Source organism: Bacillus sp. JK74, from assembly GCF_053663395.1.
Genome location: NZ_JBSJQB010000004.1, coordinates 209,312 through 224,459, shown reverse-complemented (window position 1 = coordinate 224,459; position 15,148 = coordinate 209,312). Strand labels below are relative to the sequence as shown.

General features: G+C 46.3%; 15 protein-coding genes, 2 tRNA genes, 1 rRNA gene and 1 riboswitch. Of the genes, 8 read left to right on the top strand and 10 right to left on the bottom strand.

The features are described from left to right. The 5 genes from ACWJJ5_RS14380 to ACWJJ5_RS14360 all read right to left on the bottom strand — a co-directional run. Positions 1-176: ribosomal RNA gene (locus ACWJJ5_RS14380) — 16S ribosomal RNA — on the bottom strand; the annotation flags it as partial. A 162-nt stretch (positions 177-338) separates the two neighbouring features. Beyond that, positions 339-412 (bottom strand) — tRNA-Gly (locus tag ACWJJ5_RS14375). An 8-nt stretch (positions 413-420) separates the two neighbouring features. Continuing rightward, positions 421-497, bottom strand: a tRNA-Arg gene (locus tag ACWJJ5_RS14370). A 303-nt stretch (positions 498-800) separates the two neighbouring features. Then, positions 801-2,219 carry a sugar porter family MFS transporter gene (locus tag ACWJJ5_RS14365; RefSeq protein ID WP_172614489.1) on the bottom strand — a complete coding sequence of 473 codons (1,419 nt, stop codon included), beginning with the start codon at positions 2,217-2,219 and terminating at the stop codon, positions 801-803. 428 nt (positions 2,220-2,647) lie between these two features. Beyond that, positions 2,648-3,649 (bottom strand): NADPH:quinone oxidoreductase family protein, encoded by a 1,002-nt coding sequence (locus tag ACWJJ5_RS14360; RefSeq protein ID WP_039062714.1) that lies wholly within the window; start codon positions 3,647-3,649, stop codon positions 2,648-2,650. A gap of 127 nt (positions 3,650-3,776) precedes the next feature. Here ACWJJ5_RS14360 and ACWJJ5_RS14355 point away from each other — a divergent pair, with 127 nt between their 5' ends. The 6 genes from ACWJJ5_RS14355 (at position 3,777) to ACWJJ5_RS14330 (ending at position 8,420) form a co-directional block, all read left to right on the top strand. Further along, the gene (locus ACWJJ5_RS14355; protein ID WP_003156017.1) at positions 3,777-4,241 is read left to right on the top strand and encodes an SRPBCC family protein; all 465 of its coding nucleotides are present in this window, start codon (positions 3,777-3,779) and stop codon (positions 4,239-4,241) included. 111 nt (positions 4,242-4,352) lie between these two features. Continuing rightward, positions 4,353-5,207, top strand: coding sequence for a manganese catalase family protein (locus ACWJJ5_RS14350; RefSeq protein ID WP_102422395.1), 855 nt, complete (start codon positions 4,353-4,355; stop codon positions 5,205-5,207). Positions 5,208-5,444: 237 nt separating this feature from the next. After that, positions 5,445-7,007 carry an APC family permease gene (locus tag ACWJJ5_RS14345; RefSeq protein WP_003156021.1) on the top strand — a complete coding sequence of 521 codons (1,563 nt, stop codon included), beginning with the start codon at positions 5,445-5,447 and terminating at the stop codon, positions 7,005-7,007. Positions 7,008-7,122: 115 nt separating this feature from the next. Beyond that, positions 7,123-7,704, top strand: coding sequence for a TetR family transcriptional regulator (locus tag ACWJJ5_RS14340; RefSeq protein WP_014304461.1), 582 nt, complete (start codon positions 7,123-7,125; stop codon positions 7,702-7,704). A gap of 72 nt (positions 7,705-7,776) precedes the next feature. Beyond that, on the top strand, positions 7,777-8,106 hold the full coding sequence (locus tag ACWJJ5_RS14335; protein ID WP_003156023.1) for a DMT family transporter: 330 nt from the start codon (positions 7,777-7,779) through the stop codon (positions 8,104-8,106). Beyond that, positions 8,106-8,420 (top strand): DMT family transporter, encoded by a 315-nt coding sequence (locus ACWJJ5_RS14330; protein ID WP_102422394.1) that lies wholly within the window; start codon positions 8,106-8,108, stop codon positions 8,418-8,420. The genes ACWJJ5_RS14335 and ACWJJ5_RS14330 overlap by 1 nt, the downstream gene beginning before the upstream one ends. A gap of 59 nt (positions 8,421-8,479) precedes the next feature. On the opposite strand, the gene ACWJJ5_RS14325 is transcribed toward ACWJJ5_RS14330, so the two are convergent. The 3 genes from ACWJJ5_RS14325 to ACWJJ5_RS14315 all read right to left on the bottom strand — a co-directional run bounded on the left by ACWJJ5_RS14325 (position 8,480) and on the right by ACWJJ5_RS14315 (position 11,208). Beyond that, positions 8,480-9,694 (bottom strand): CynX/NimT family MFS transporter, encoded by a 1,215-nt coding sequence (locus ACWJJ5_RS14325; RefSeq protein WP_015416938.1) that lies wholly within the window; start codon positions 9,692-9,694, stop codon positions 8,480-8,482. Continuing rightward, positions 9,684-10,370, bottom strand: a complete 687-nt coding sequence (locus tag ACWJJ5_RS14320) for a FadR/GntR family transcriptional regulator (protein ID WP_003156026.1) — start codon at positions 10,368-10,370, stop codon at positions 9,684-9,686. Before ACWJJ5_RS14320 ends, ACWJJ5_RS14325 begins: the two co-directional genes overlap by 11 nt. A 121-nt stretch (positions 10,371-10,491) precedes the next feature. Beyond that, on the bottom strand, positions 10,492-11,208 hold the full coding sequence (locus ACWJJ5_RS14315; protein WP_007409298.1) for a GntR family transcriptional regulator: 717 nt from the start codon (positions 11,206-11,208) through the stop codon (positions 10,492-10,494). 177 nt (positions 11,209-11,385) lie between these two features. After that, a riboswitch (purine riboswitch) is annotated at positions 11,386-11,485 on the top strand. Between the two features lie 54 nt (positions 11,486-11,539). Between ACWJJ5_RS14315 and ACWJJ5_RS14310 the strand changes: the two genes are divergently transcribed. Then, positions 11,540-12,700 (top strand): MFS transporter, encoded by a 1,161-nt coding sequence (locus ACWJJ5_RS14310; protein WP_007409299.1) that lies wholly within the window; start codon positions 11,540-11,542, stop codon positions 12,698-12,700. Positions 12,701-12,751: 51 nt separating this feature from the next. Here the strand turns inward: ACWJJ5_RS14310 and ACWJJ5_RS14305 are convergent, their stop codons facing one another. After that, positions 12,752-13,318 carry a YdhK family protein gene (locus tag ACWJJ5_RS14305; protein ID WP_070082687.1) on the bottom strand — a complete coding sequence of 189 codons (567 nt, stop codon included), beginning with the start codon at positions 13,316-13,318 and terminating at the stop codon, positions 12,752-12,754. Between the two features lie 196 nt (positions 13,319-13,514). Here ACWJJ5_RS14305 and ACWJJ5_RS14300 point away from each other — a divergent pair, with 196 nt between their 5' ends. After that, a complete protein-coding gene (locus tag ACWJJ5_RS14300) occupies positions 13,515-13,688 on the top strand; it encodes a hypothetical protein (RefSeq protein ID WP_003156030.1) in 174 nt (57 codons plus the stop codon). Positions 13,689-13,740: 52 nt separating this feature from the next. Here ACWJJ5_RS14300 and ACWJJ5_RS14295 read toward each other — a convergent pair whose 3' ends face one another. Next, positions 13,741-15,099, bottom strand: coding sequence for a beta-lactamase family protein (locus ACWJJ5_RS14295; RefSeq protein WP_265210290.1), 1,359 nt, complete (start codon positions 15,097-15,099; stop codon positions 13,741-13,743). Positions 15,100-15,148 lie beyond the last annotated feature (49 nt).

The window sequence follows — 15,148 nt, the reverse complement described above, 5'->3', positions numbered from 1 at the left end:
TCCGGTATTAGCCCCGGTTTCCCGGAGTTATCCCAGTCTTACAGGCAGGTTACCCACGTGTTACTCACCCGTCCGCCGCTAACATCAGGGAGCAAGCTCCCATCTGTCCGCTCGACTTGCATGTATTAGGCACGCCGCCAGCGTTCGTCCTGAGCCAGGATCAAACTCTCCGATAAATGGATCACAGACTACATTCACTGCATCCTGCAGTAACGTCTGTGTGATCTGCATCATGCAGACCTTAGTTTGACTGACTACGCACATTGCTGTGCGATTTATTTAAAACTTTGAATTAACAGGTACGTTTTGTCTTGTTTAGTTTTCAAAGATCATTATAATGGAGCGGGTGATGAGAATCGAACTCACGACATCAGCTTGGAAGGCTGAGGTTTTACCACTAAACTACACCCGCATTTGAATTGGCGCGCCCGAGAGGAGTCGAACCCCTAACCTTTTGATCCGTAGTCAAACGCTCTATCCAATTGAGCTACGGGCGCTTATCAGGCGACTTAACTATCATACTACCAATCAGTTATGATGTCAAGTATTTTTTTATTAATTTTCGAAGTCTTTTTTCTCGACCTCATTTATTATACACGCTTTTGAGAATTTGTAAAGTCTTTTTTTCAAAAGATCATTTTCTCATTTGTCGTTATCGCTTTGTTCATCAGCGACGTTTAATAATATACCATGCACTTTAAATTAGGTCAACACTTTTACGAAACTTTTTTCCCGCTTATTATTCCCTTCTATATAATAAGTAAAAAGCGGGATCCCCAGGAACCCCGCGTCTATTCAGATTACCCGCTCACCTCGGCTTCTGCGCTATTACGATCTGTTTTTTCATAGGCACGGAAGTTTTGTTCAAGCTGTTCGAGCGACAGACCTTTCGTTTCCGGAAGGAACCTTTTCACAAATATAACGGACGCTATCCCTAACAGGACAAAAATGAAGAAGGTTGCAGACAATCCGATGTTTGCGAGCAGGATCGGAAAAGTTAAACCAACAATGAAGTTCACGATCCAGAGACAGAAGACAGTGACCCCCATACCAAGCCCCCGCAAACGCAGCGGGAATATCTCCGACAGCATCAGCCAGGTCACCGGAGAGACAGCCCCCTGCTGAAACGCAAGGAAAGTGACTGTTAATGAAAGAACCACATAAGGAAGAGCAGGCGATCCTTTCAGCACGACAGACAGAACTCCGATCAAAAGCAGCACCGCAGTCGTTCCGATGAGCCCCGTCATCAGCATCGGGCGGCGGCCGACTTTGCCGAGAAGCCATATTCCCACAAAAGTCGCGAGCACTGAAATCACACCGTTAGCGATATTGCCGATTAATGCGGCTTTTGTCTCGAAACCGGCATCTTTTAAAATTTGAGTTCCATAATACATAATTGAATTCACGCCGGTGAGCTGCTGCACTACCGCAATTCCGATCCCGATAAACACAATGCGGCGCACCCACGGAACGGCAAGATCCTTAAAGGTCGCCTGCTCCATCTGAGCTTCCTTATGAAAGGCAGATTCAATCTCAGCGAGCTCAGACTTCGCTTTCTCTTCATTCCTTATTCGCCGGAGAACGTGCAGAGCATCTTCTTTTCTTCCTTTAGAAACCAGCCAGCGCGGACTTTCAGGAACTTTCAGCATACCAAAAAACAAGAATACCGCCGGAAGGGCCGCGATAACGAGCATATAACGCCAAGCGTGAGAGGTATCACCAAGCACATTGCCGATGATAGCATTACACGTGAAGGCAAGCAGCTGGCCCGTTACAATCATCAATTCATTTTGGGTAACCATTCTCCCTCGGCTTTCCGCCGGCGACATTTCAGCCAAATATGCCGGAACGGTTACAGATGCTCCCCCGACGGCAAGCCCCAGCAGAAAACGGGAGATGATCATAACCGACACGTTAGGCGCCAGTGTACATCCAAGCGTCGCTGCAAAGAACAAAACGGCAAGGATAAGGATATTTTTACGTCTGCCGTTATAGTCCGACAATCTCCCTCCGAAAACCGCGCCGATCGCAGCCCCCAAGAGCAGGGAGCTCGCCACCATCCCTTCAGTCAAAGCGGTAAGATTAAGCTGGTCAGCTTCCGCCATAAACGGCAGCGCCCCATTAATCACACCGGTATCGTAGCCGAAAAGAAGTCCCCCGAATGTCGATACTAAAATGATGGTTCTCAAAAATGAATGCTGGCTGCTATTTTTATTCATCTTCAAATCCTCCTAGTTTTTACACAGAGATAATATCCGAATATTCAGTTATCAATATTTACACCTCTAACGTCTGCATACAAGTTCTGACGTCCAAAACAGTTATATAAGAAGAAAATGTTCCGAAAGCGTTATCATTTATAGTGATTATTCGCTCTCCCCTCTCGCCAAATTGTTATTTTATAGTTACTTTGTAGTGAAGTTATAATGATATTATTGGTACTTATGTTATTATCATAATTTTAAAAGCGCTTTCAGTCAATAAATATTTCAGAAAATTTTATAACTTACCTTTATATTACCTATATATAATCAATTTATATTTTACATCAATTCATTTTCATAACATGATCAATGAATTACCCCTATTATAATCAATAATTGATTACATATTGAAAACCCCCAACTGCTAGTTGGGGGTTTTTGTTTTATTCTTCGTTTATTGTAACAATCGTTCTCCCTCTCGCTTCTCCTTTTAAAAGGGCAGGAAGCGTATCCGGCAGCTCTTCAAGTGTAATTTCCTTTTGAATAAAGGCCTCCAGATCTGCAGGCTTGAAGTCATCAGCTAAACGCTGCCATATTTTCTTTCTTGTCTCCATCGGACAGAATACGGAATCAATTCCCAAGAGACTGACGCCGCGCAATATAAACGGAAAGACTGTAGCCGGGAGTTTCGTTCCCGCTGTCAGTCCGCTCACAGCAACTGATCCGCCGTACTGAATCTGACTGAGAACTGAAGCAAGCGGCTCACCTCCGACCGGATCGACGGCCGCTGCCCATTTTTGTTTTTGCATCGGTTTTAACGTGCCGTTATACACTTCGTCACGGTGAATGACCGTCTTTGCTCCGAGGCTCTTCAAATACCCGCTTTCTTCTTCTTTTCCCGTACTGGCCTCGACCTCATAACCTAAGGTTGAAAGAATGGAGACGGCAAAGCTTCCGACGCCGCCTGTCGCTCCCGTCACCAGCACCTTCCCTTTTTCAGGAGCGGCATGGTTTTCTTCAAGACGCTGGACGGACAATGCGGCAGTGAAGCCGGCGGTTCCGATCGTCATGGCTTCTTTAAGTGTCAGACCTTCAGGCAGCGGCACGATCCAATCTGCCGGAATGCGGGCCATCCCGCTATAGCCGCCAAAATGGGAAACGCCTATGCCGTAGCTTGTCGCAATGACTTTGTCCCCTTCTTTAAAACGGGCGTCATCTGAAGAAACGACGATTCCCGCTAAATCAATTCCCGGCACGAAAGGATACGAGGTTACGATCTTGCCGTCAGGAATGGCAGCCAAGCTGTCTTTATAATTCACCCCTGAGTAGCAAACCTTAATCAGCACTTCACCCTCGGGAAGGTCCTGAACCGCCAGCTCCCGTACGCTGACTGAAAACCGGTCTTCATGTTGATCGACTACTAACGCTTTAAATTGATCTGTCATCACTACGTCTCCTTAAAATGAATTGAATGGCTTTGGAAAAGCATAAAATAAGTTTGATTTGTTTTCAAATGTCCTGCCCTGTGTAGTATGATCAAAAGTAAAAACAGCGAAAGAGTGGTTACGCATCATGTCTGATAAACAAAACAAAGATAACAAAAACAACAACAGCAATCAGCCATTACCGGACATTATTCATACCGCCGTTTTCAAGGCGCCGATACAAGTTGTCTGGGATACGGTCTCTACGGCGGACGGCCTGTCTCTCTGGTTTATGCCGAATGATTTCACACCTCAAGAAGACAGTGAGTTTCAGCTGGAATCTCCGTTCGGTCCGTCTCCGTGCAAGCTGCTGGATATTGAAGCGCCGTACCGCCTTTCTTTTTCATGGGATACGGAAGGCTGGATCGTTTCTTTTGTCTTAAAGGAAACGGAAAGCGGGGATACGGAATTCACTCTCATTCACGGCGGATGGAAAGAGCCGGAAGCCGTCATCAATAAAGTCAATCGGAAAAGCTCCGAGATTCACAGTACGATGGATCAAGGATGGAACGGGCTTGTCAACACGAAACTTCGCGGGGCGGTTGAGGCTTAACACAAAAGGACGGACACGCTTTCCGTCCTTTTTTTGATGCCGATACATAAAAACTGAATTTGCAAAGACACTAACAGAAGAACCGAAAACTTCTTTCAGGGGGCGCTGTTTATGTATTATTACAAAGAAGAGCTGATCAATATCATTAAACCGGACAAGCCGGACCCGGCCGCGGCCAAGGTGCTTCAGGAAATTTTAGGCGGGCATTACGGGGAAATGCGGACGATGATGCAATACTTTTTCCAAAGCTCTAATTTCAGAGGAAAAGAAAAACAGTTCCGTGACCTGCTTCGCGGTGTATTTTTAGAAGAGATCGCACACGTTGAGCTCGTCCAGCATACGATTAATGCGCTGCTCGATGAAAGCGGCGCTGAGGGCGCCGGAAATCAGGCAGCAGATCAGGCGCCGCTTGACGAAGCAGTTAAACACGCCAATCCGCACCATTTTATCATCGGGGCGCAAAGTTCTCTTCCTGTAGACGCCGGCGGCAATCCATGGAACGGGTCTTGGGTATACAACCACGGGAATCTGATTGCTGACTTATTGGACAATGTCGTGCTGGAATCAACCGGCGTGCTGCAAAAAACGCGCATTTATGAAATGAGTTCTAACCAGACGTTCAGAGAAACACTCGGTTTCCTGATCGTCCGTGACAACGCCCATCAAAATGCATTTACAAAAGCGCTGGAAACACTGGGTGTCGAATGGGGCAAATTATTTCCCGTGCCGAATTATGATATTGAAAAATACCCGGAATGCCGGAAATTCGTTGAGATGGGTTATCATAATACCCAATTTAATTTCAGACTGGATCCGACACAGATCGGAGAAATTCTGCAGGGAACGACACCGAGCCGAAACGGCGGCGAATTAAGTGTGTCCGAGCCTCCTAAAGGTTTCCCTGTGCCGGAACTTCCCGAGCTTCCGAATGAGCACAGCCCCGGACTGAAAGATATGAACTTGTAACAAAAAACGCCTGTTTCGGGCGTTTTTTGTTTTTCTGAATATGAGGTTTGAATGTGTTCAAAACGGGGAATATAAGCCGGGAGATCTTGCCATACGGCCGTTATTTTGATGTGAGCACATTTCTGTACATACTTCGTTTCGAAAGTTGTCCTAATTTTCCAGCCGGCCGGCTGGGTATGTTTGAATGATAATGGGAATTATGTAAAGAGAACAATGTCTTTTTTAAGGAGGCAGCGAATGTCTAAGCAAGGAAACTTCCAGAAAACTATGTCACTTTTTGATCTTATTTTAATCGGCATGGGAGCCATATTCGGTTCGGCATGGCTGTTTGCCGTCAGTAACGTCGCCTCTAAAGCGGGCCCGTCAGGCGTTTTTTCCTGGCTGATCGGCGGGGGAATCATCTTATTGATCGGCTTGGTTTATGCGGAACTGGGCGCCGCGCTGCCGCGGACCGGGGGGATTATCCGGTATCCCGTATATTCACACGGACACCTGGTCGGATATTTAATTTCCTTTGTCACCATTGTGGCATACACGAGTCTTATTTCAATAGAAGTCACGGCAGTCCGCCAATACGTAGCGTATTGGTTTCCCGGTTTGACCGTAAAAGGCTCTGATTCGCCGACAATTGCCGGATGGATATTGCAATTTGCGCTGCTCTGCCTGTTCTTCCTCCTCAATTACTGGAGTGTCAAAACCTTTGCGAAAGCAAACTTCATTATTTCGATTTTTAAATATGTCGTACCGATTACGGTAATTGTTGTACTGATTTTTCATTTTCACCCGGGCAATATGACCGTTCACGGATTCGCGCCTTTTGGTTTCACCGGAATTCAGGCCGCGATTTCCACAGGCGGCGTCATGTTTGCATACCTTGGGCTGCATCCGATTGTGGCTGTCGCGAGTGAAGTGCAGAATCCGAAGCGGAACATTCCGATCGCATTGATTGTTTGTATTATCGTTTCTACTATTATTTACACCGTACTGCAGCTCACTTTTATCGGGGCGATCCCGGGGGATACCCTGAAGCACGGATGGCCGGCTATCGGGACTGAATTCTCCCTTCCGTTCAAAGATATCGCCGTCTTGCTCGGTTTGGGGTGGCTGGCGACATTGGTTATTTTAGATGCGATTTTATCACCGGGCGGTAACGGAAATATCTTTATGAATACGACTTCACGTCTCGTCTATGCCTGGGCCAGAAACGGAACATTATTCAGCATTTTTTCTAAAGTCAATAAAGAAACCGGGACACCGCGTGCCTCCCTTTGGCTTTCGTTCGGCCTGGCTGTTTTTTGGACGCTTCCGTTCCCTTCTTGGAACGCTCTTGTTAACGTATGCTCCGTCGCATTGATTCTGTCTTATGCGATTGCGCCGATTTCTTCTGCGGCGCTGAGAGTCAACGCGAAGAACATTAACAGACCGTTTTATTTAAAAGGGATGAGCATCATCGGGCCGCTGTCGTTTATTTTTACCTCTTATATTGTATATTGGTCCGGATGGCGCACCGTATCCTGGCTTCTCGGTTCTCAAATTGTCATGTTTCTGATCTATCTCTGTTTCAGTAAATATGCTCCCAAAGATGATGTCAGCATACGCCAGCAGCTGAAATCAGCATGGTGGATCGTCGGCTTTTATGTCATGATGCTGATTTTCTCCTATCTCGGCTCGTTCGGCCACGGATTGGGCATTATCAGCAATCCGCTTGACCTGATTCTGATCGCCATCGGTTCGCTCGGTATTTATTACTGGGCAAAATATACAGGTCTGCCGAAGGCTATGATCGACAGTGATAAATGACGAATGCCGGAAAGAAGTATGGTCTTCTTTCCGGTATTTTTATGTTAAGGGGTGACAAAAAAGCGAATATGCGATAAAATGAATGACAGTCATTCATAAAAGGAGGACCCCTCTATTGGCAAAACAAAGCTCGGGAAAATACGAAAAGATCCTGCAAGCCGCGATTGAAGTCATTTCTGAAAAAGGATTAGACAAAGCATCCATTTCAGAAATCGTCAAAAAAGCCGGAACGGCCCAAGGTACGTTTTATTTATATTTTTCTTCTAAAAACGCACTGATATCCGCGATTGCAGAAAACCTGCTCGACACTACGCTGGACAGAATAAAAGGGAAAACGGACGGTTCTGAAGATTTTTGGACGTTGCTGGACATTTTGGTAGATGAGACATTTCACATCACCCGGCTTCATAAAGATATTATCGTTCTCTGTTATTCCGGTCTTGCCATCGATCATTCAATGGAGAAATGGGAAGCCATTTATCAGCCTTATTATTCCTGGCTGGAAGGCGTGATCAATACGGCCATTGAACAGGGTGAGGTCATCAGCGGCATTCATGTCAGATGGACGGCCAGAACGATTATCAACGTTGTCGAGAACGCAGCTGAACGGTTTTATATCGGCTGTGAACAGGATGTCGATCTCGAAGTATATAAAAAAGAAATATTCAGCTTTCTCAAAAGAAGCTTGCAGAAATGATTGGCGGAGACCGATCATTTTTGACCGCCGTAAAAATGACTGACATTCATTCATAACTGAGGTGACTGTATCATGTATTGGCTGCTTGTATTGATAGCCGGACTGTTAGAAGTAGTTTGGGCGTCCGCCCTGAAGCATGCGGATTCGCTCTTTGATTGGATTGGTATTTTCCTTTTGATTGCCGTCAGCTTTCTGATGCTGATCCGCTCTTATAAAAAAATTCCGATGGCTGCCGCATATACCGTTTTTGTCGGAATAGGCACCGTCGGCACATATGTAACGGGCGTCATTTTAGGCGAATCGTTTTCAATCGGGCAAATATTCTTTTTGGCTTTGCTGTTGTCCGGCATTTTAGGAATGAAGGTATTTACGAAAGAAACTGAAACAAGGGGTGAACATTAATGGCATGGCTGCTGTTATTTATTGCCGGAGCGGAGGAAGTTGTAGCGGCCGTTGCCATGAAACATATTGACGGTTTTAAAAAAAAGTGGCCGCTGATTGTCATGGTAACAGGCTTTATGATTTCATTCTTTTGCCTTTCCGGAGCGATGCAGGTTCTTCCCACAGGTGTCGCGTATGCGGCTTGGACCGGCATGGGAAGCATCGGCGTTTCTGCCGTGGGCATACTTTGGTTTAAAGAAAAATTCAATCTGTCACAATTGGTGTCTCTGGGGCTTATCCTCATCGGTGTCATCGGCTTAAAACTGACAGCGTGACGGCCTGAGACAGCTTTTTAAACAAAAAACAAAGGACCCTAAACGGGCCCTTTGTTTTTTTATGCTGTTTTGATCTGTTCCGCTTTTCCCGCTCCGACTCCGAAAATGAAGATCAGAACGGAGACTGCGATCAGCATGAATAACGGAACCGTCCAGCCGTGCGTGATGTCATGCAGCAAACCGAATACAAGCGGCCCGAACGCGGCAAGCAGGTATCCGAATGACTGGGCCATGCCGGAAAGCGCCGCGGCTTCATGAACATGCCGGGTCCGCAGGCTGAAGAACATCATCGCCAGACTGAACGCACAGCCTCCCGCAATTCCGATCAAAATGACCCATAGCGGAGTGAGAGCCGGGCTTCCGAAAAGAACGCCGGCAATGCCGATAAGGAAAAATAAAGCCGTCAGTCCGGCGAGTGCGCGCTGATTTTTCATTTTAGCGGCAGCGATCGGCACGATAAAAGTAATCGGCAGGACTGAGAATTGCATTAATGAAAGCATCCATCCCGCCTTACTTGAGCTGAGTCCATTCTGCTGAAGAATTTCCGGCAGCCAGGCGATGACGGTGTAAAAAATAAGGGATTGCAGCCCCATGAACATCGTCACCTTCCAAGCCAGCGGAGACCGCATCAGACTGTTTTTCTTCTCTCCGTTTGTCCCAGTCGTACGGACGGGCAGTTCGCGTCCTCGCATTTGCGGAATCCACATGACGAACGCAATAAAAGAAAGGATAGCCCAGCAGCCGAGCGCGCCTTTCCAGCCTAACCCCGCTGAAGAGGCGATCGGCACGCTGATGCCGGATGCAATCGCGCCGCACAGATTCATAGAAACCGAGTAGACGCCGGTCATGATGCCTAAATTTCCGGGAAACTTATGTTTAATGAGACTCGGCAGCAGGACGTTGCATACGGCGATCGACAATCCCAACAGGATCGTTCCGAAAAAGAGAGTGCCGATTCCGGCGATGGAGCGCAGCAGAGTTCCGGCTGTCAGGACAATTAATGATGACAGTAAGACAATCTCGGTCCCGAAGCGCCGGGACAATAATGGAACAAACGGCGACAGACATGCAAAGGCCAAAAGCGGCACTGTCGTAATGGTGCCGGCAGCCGCATTGGTCATGCCGAGGCTGTCCCGAATTGAGGAAACGAGCGGCCCGACCGATGTCAGAGGCGCTCTGAGGTTGGCCCCTATCAATATGACTCCGATGACCAGCAATATCAGTTTTTTACGATGACTTGCTTGCAGAATTTGATGTTCGTCTTCAATTTTCATGTTCATCCTCCATGTGTATTGTATCTTTAAATACTGTGATGTATTGGTTGACGGCCTCCATGGCCTGATCCGGTTTCTGTCCGATAATCGCGGCGGCAAGCTGGGTGTGGATCCGGATAGCAGGGGTGATTTCCAACAGGTTATGGACTGACGCACAAAGCGCCTCCGTCATATGCTCGTATAGATCAGAAAGCATGTTGTTATGGGCCGCCTGTACAATTGTTTTGTGCAGCTTAATGTCGGCTTCGGCATACCGTTTTCGATCTTCATTTTGCAAGGCCGCTTCACATTCATCCAAGCATGCCTTCAGTGCTTTCAGGTCTTCGTCATTACGCCTTTCCGCCGCCAATCGTGCAGCTTCTCTTTCGAGTGCGTATCTGACTTCTAATGTTTCAAGCAAATTTGATTTTTTAATATGGCGGTAAAATGCCGCGCCGAGAACACTGGATGAGCTGACATACGTACCGCTCCCCTGCCTTGTCTGCAGCAGGCCGGCATGTACGAGCGCCCGAATGGCCTCACGCAACGTGTTTCGGCTCACATCAAATTGCTTCATTAAATCCAGCTCAGGGGGAATGCGCGTCCCGACCGGCCATTTATCCGATTGAATTAACGATTCAATTTGCGCCACCACTTGTTCTACGAGCGACAGTCTGCTTGTTTTGGATATCTCCATCAAAACACCTCTGAAATTTGTAGGATGATTCTATCATTGGGTAATATAACATAAAAGAAGCTACGATGTAAATCAGCGGCAACAAAAAAAGAGTGAGTTTTTCTCTCACTCTTCGGCGCTTTTATGAACGTTTTATATTGACTGAGGTCACGACAAACTTGTCATGACGGTGGCGGGAAAATGAATATTCAAAGGGAGTGCCGTTGTCCAAAAAGCCTACATGCTCGACTTCAAGTATCGGGTCATCCGGCCGGCAGCCGAGATATTGCTGATCCATGTCATCCGACTTGCACGCTCTGATTTTTCTGTGTGAGCCTGCGATTTTGAGCTGCAGTTCCCGCGTAATATGATCGTAGATGGAATGGTTGAGCACCTCGTCATTAATGCCGGGTATAAGGCTCGCCGGCATGTATGTTTTTTCAAGAACGTACGGTTCGCCTTCAACAATTCTGAGCCTCACTACATAATAGACGGGAGTCTTTTCATCGATGGCCAAATGTGCGGCGACATCTTGAGACGGAAACTGCACTTCAAACCGGATGACCTTGCTCTTGATATTTTTGCCTTTTAACAAATTGCTCAAGCCGAGAATTTCGTTGCTGACTACGTGAACGTGCTCATCCTGCATGGCTGATTGAATGATAAATGTGCCGTGCCCTCTTTTTCTGAAAAGCATCCCTTCGGCCGCAAGTGTATCAAGCGCCCGCTTCATCGTCATCCGGCTGCACCCGAACTCCGCAGCGAGCGTCTTTTCATCCGGGATCGGCTGATCTATGTCATATACACTGCTTTTAATCCTCTTTCTCATTTCGTTGGCGATTTTTTCGTACTTATTCATCGGTTTCCTCCGGCTGTATAATGTTTGATCTGTATAGACTCCTTACGGTTATCATAAATTTTTTTCCCTGCTTCATCAATGACGTTACAGCCGCCGATATTGAAATTGAAAGGATTTCCTCGAATTTTCTATGGAATCTCCCTCACTATTATGGTAGAATTTTTTGCAGAAACGGACACAGCCGAATATTGCATACATTGTATAACCTCAATGATATGGTTTGAGGGTGTCTACCAGGAACCGTAAAATCCTGATTACAAAAATTGTCCCGTACACTTTTTGTAATCAGGATTTTTTATTTTCTAAAAAATAAAAAAAGGAGTATCTGTACATGAATTTCAAAGTATTTCTGCTTGCAGCATCTACCATCGCAGTCGGATTGGTTGAATTAATTGTGGGCGGTATTCTTCCGCAAATCGCTTCCGACTTAGATATATCCATCGTCAGCGCGGGGCAGCTGATCAGCGTGTTTGCGCTCGGTTACGCGGTATCCGGCCCGCTGCTTTTGGCAGTGACGGCAAAGGCTGAACGAAAGCGGCTTTATTTAATCGCACTGTTTATTTTCTTCCTAAGTAATCTGGTCGCTTATTTCAGTCCCAATTTCGCCGTACTTATGGTGTCACGGGTGCTCGCTTCCATGAGCACAGGGCTGATTGTCGTCCTTTCTTTAACGATTGCTCCTAAAATCGTGGCGCCTGAATACAGAGCGCGGGCGATCGGCATCATTTTCATGGGGTTCAGCTCCGCAATCGCTTTAGGCGTGCCTGTCGGTATTATCATCAGCAATGCCTTCGGATGGCGTGTTCTGTTCTTGGGAATCGGCGTATTATCTCTCGTTTCCATGCTGATTATCAGCGTCTTTTTTGAAAAAATACCTGCTGAAAAAATGATTCCGTTTCGTGAGCAGATCAAGACGATCGGGACCGCCAAAATTGCCAGCGCACATCTTGTCACCTTGTTTACATTGGCGGGGCATTACACACTCTATGCCTACTTTGCGCCTTTTTTGGAAAGAACGCTTCATTTGAGTTCCGTTTGGGTCAGTGTATGCTACTTTTTGTTCGGTCTGTCAGCGGTATGCGGCGGCCCGTTCGGAGGCTGGCTGTATGACCGTTTAGGAGCATTTAAAAGCATCATGCTTGTGACCGTTTCTTTCGCTCTGATCCTGTTTATTCTTCCGCTGACAACGGTTTCTTTAATCATTTTCCTGCCTGCGATGGTGATCTGGGGATTGCTCAGCTGGAGCCTTGCGCCGGCGCAGCAAAGCTATTTAATCAAAATTGCGCCTGAGTCTTCCGATATTCAGCAAAGCTTCAACACGTCCGCTTTGCAGATCGGCATCGCGCTCGGGTCAGCCATCGGCGGCGGCGTGATCGGACAAACCGGTTCTGTCACAGCAACAGCCTGGTGCGGCGGTTTGATTGTCATTATCGCTGTCGCGTTAGCTGTATTCTCTTTAACGAGACCTGCCTTGAAAAGAAAATCCGCATAAATGTGAGACCGCAAAAAAGCCAAAGGAGTTCCTTCGGCTTTGGCGGTCTTTTTATTTTGCGGCAGCAAGCTCGTCTTCTGTCACCCATTTATGATTGGTTACTTTTTGGCCGCCGTCAGTCGGTGTATAGTCGACCATATAAACGGTTGTCTTTTTGGCTGAATCAATAACGGCTTCGGCGCCCTTCATGCCTTTCATATGGGATGCCTCGATCACGGCCTTGTCACCCGGTTTTAACGTTTGATCACCGGCGCCCTTCAGCTCTTCCTGAATGACCCATTTGTGATCTTCGACGCGCTTTCCTCCCGTTTCCGGAGTGTAAGATACACTGTAAACCGTTGTATCATAAGCACCTTTTACGGTTCCTTGCGCATTTTTCATGCCTTTCATATGAGAAGCTAAAATCATGACGTCACTGCCGACTTTATAAGTCGGATTTTCGGCCTTCTTTAAACCTTTCGGCACCTCGGATGAACCTGAGTGATTCATGTCTTCGTGAGAGTGCGTTTCTTTGTCTTTCGCTTTTTCGCTTCCTCCTGAAGATTGGCTGTTGCATCCGGCAAGCGCCAGAACGGGGATCAGGAGAAACATGCTGAATAAAAATAGTCTCGCTTTCATTTCAAGAACTCCTTTGCCTTTTTGATTTTTCATTTTCCCTTTCGTTTCTTCGGTAAAACAAAAAGATGGCCTGTCATTTCTCCTAATTCTTCAACTCTCTCTTTATTGCCTTTTATCAGGTGAAATTGTTCACAAAATGTACACATTAATAGAGATGCAGTATAATTCAATTATCAGATAATAGGGGGAACTCATCATGAAAACGAAGGTTTTTGCGGTGGTATTGGGCGCTGTTTTAATGATTGCGGGGTTGGTTTTGGCAGAAGTTTCGCTTTATATGGAATACATCACAATGGTCGGAGCTATGATTTTTTCTTCTATATTTATGTCAGAGCCGAAAAGAAAATTTCGCGTCATCAAAGGGGTTTGACTTCTCTATTACCGCCGTCTTCTCAGGACGGCGGTTTTGTTTTGCATGTCACTCAGTCTATCCGCAAAGCCGTTTCTTCTGTGCCGTCCTGATATAAAACGAAATGCGGGGCTGTTTGTGCTTTATCACCTGCAAATTCAATTTCAAGCGGCAGCGCCCTGACAAAATAACGGGTTTCCGTCATTGGGAATAATTCGAATGGTGTCTGCCCGTCTATTGTAAGATACAATCGGTTTTCTTTTACCGTCACCGATGCATGTGTGTCATCCTGAAATGAGTAATTGCCGGTAAATCTGCTGTAAATCGCAGGATCGATATCTGCTTTTTTCTGATCCGCCGGACGTTTCGGAATCACGTATGGCTGATCAAATAAGATGTTTACGGCCGCGGCAATCACAGCTTGTTCAAATTGATACGATTGTTCCATATTGCTGAGATAAATCAGTGTTTTGTTCTGGTCAATATACCGGATCATCAGAGTTGAATAGCCCGGCCAGCCTCCGTCGTGACTGATAACCTTCCCTTTTTGGCGGCTGTTTTGAATCATCCAGCCAAATCCGTATCCGAATTGCTCTTCTTCATTCCAATAGCCCGGCGTAAACGCTTGATCTTTAGACTCTTTGCCGATGATTTCTTCCGTATAAAGAGCCTGATCAAACAGATATAAATCTCTAATAGTGGAGTTAACGGTTCCGTCACCTTGAATCCCGTCAAGAAAGACGACATAATCGGTTTCCTCAAGTTCATCCGGCAGCACATATTCTCCGGAATGAACATCATACACATAGCCATATGCATAGTTCGGAATGTTTTCTTTACTCAGCCTTCTGTTATAAATCCGCGTATCATGCATACGAAGCGGATGAAATACGGCTTGTTTCATAAATTCAGCAAAACTCATGCCTGATACAATTTCTATAATAACCGCTAACACCGCATACCCCGTATTACTGTAAAGCCAATCCTTGCCCGGCGGGAAATAAGCATCCGGTTTATGCTGCTTAAGCATATCGATCACATCTTGATTAACGGCAATTCTGTCCCGGTCCCAATGTGTTAAAAATAACTCCATATAGTCCGGCAATCCTGACGTATGATGGAGTAAATGCCGAATGGTAATGCCCGGATAAGGAAAATCAGGAAGCCACCGCTCTATCATATCGTCATAACGCAGCTTCCCTTGCTGCTCTAAAATGATAACGCCTAAAGCTGTAAACGGCTTCGATACTGAGGCTAATTCAAAGACAGATTGGTCATTCAGCATCCTCTTTGTTTTCAGTTCTGCAGCGCCGAATGAACCCTGATATAAGATGCGGCCGTTTTCCGCTGCCAATACAGCTCCGTTTATTTCTTGTCTTTCGTCTAAAGTGCTGAAAAGCTGTTCAAAAGCTTGTTTTTTCTTATCGTTCATTTCACGAACCTCCATATACAAGCTGATTTACTCTTTTATACGAACGGCC

What these genes read in the sequence shown, in the direction of transcription:
- ACWJJ5_RS14365 (WP_172614489.1), bottom strand. Translation starts at nt 2,219, where the DNA reads ATGAATAAAAATAGCAGCCAGCATTCATTTTTGAGAACCATCATTTTA.
- ACWJJ5_RS14360 (WP_039062714.1), bottom strand. Translation starts at nt 3,649, where the DNA reads ATGACAGATCAATTTAAAGCGTTAGTAGTCGATCAACATGAAGACCGG.
- ACWJJ5_RS14355 (WP_003156017.1), top strand. Translation starts at nt 3,777, where the DNA reads ATGTCTGATAAACAAAACAAAGATAACAAAAACAACAACAGCAATCAG.
- ACWJJ5_RS14350 (WP_102422395.1), top strand. Translation starts at nt 4,353, where the DNA reads ATGTATTATTACAAAGAAGAGCTGATCAATATCATTAAACCGGACAAG.
- ACWJJ5_RS14345 (WP_003156021.1), top strand. Translation starts at nt 5,445, where the DNA reads ATGTCTAAGCAAGGAAACTTCCAGAAAACTATGTCACTTTTTGATCTT.
- ACWJJ5_RS14335 (WP_003156023.1), top strand. Translation starts at nt 7,777, where the DNA reads ATGTATTGGCTGCTTGTATTGATAGCCGGACTGTTAGAAGTAGTTTGG.
- ACWJJ5_RS14330 (WP_102422394.1), top strand. Translation starts at nt 8,106, where the DNA reads ATGGCATGGCTGCTGTTATTTATTGCCGGAGCGGAGGAAGTTGTAGCG.
- ACWJJ5_RS14325 (WP_015416938.1), bottom strand. Translation starts at nt 9,694, where the DNA reads ATGAAAATTGAAGACGAACATCAAATTCTGCAAGCAAGTCATCGTAAA.
- ACWJJ5_RS14320 (WP_003156026.1), bottom strand. Translation starts at nt 10,370, where the DNA reads ATGGAGATATCCAAAACAAGCAGACTGTCGCTCGTAGAACAAGTGGTG.
- ACWJJ5_RS14315 (WP_007409298.1), bottom strand. Translation starts at nt 11,208, where the DNA reads ATGAATAAGTACGAAAAAATCGCCAACGAAATGAGAAAGAGGATTAAA.
- ACWJJ5_RS14310 (WP_007409299.1), top strand. Translation starts at nt 11,540, where the DNA reads ATGAATTTCAAAGTATTTCTGCTTGCAGCATCTACCATCGCAGTCGGA.
- ACWJJ5_RS14305 (WP_070082687.1), bottom strand. Translation starts at nt 13,318, where the DNA reads ATGAAAGCGAGACTATTTTTATTCAGCATGTTTCTCCTGATCCCCGTT.
- ACWJJ5_RS14300 (WP_003156030.1), top strand. Translation starts at nt 13,515, where the DNA reads ATGAAAACGAAGGTTTTTGCGGTGGTATTGGGCGCTGTTTTAATGATT.
- ACWJJ5_RS14295 (WP_265210290.1), bottom strand. Translation starts at nt 15,099, where the DNA reads ATGAACGATAAGAAAAAACAAGCTTTTGAACAGCTTTTCAGCACTTTA.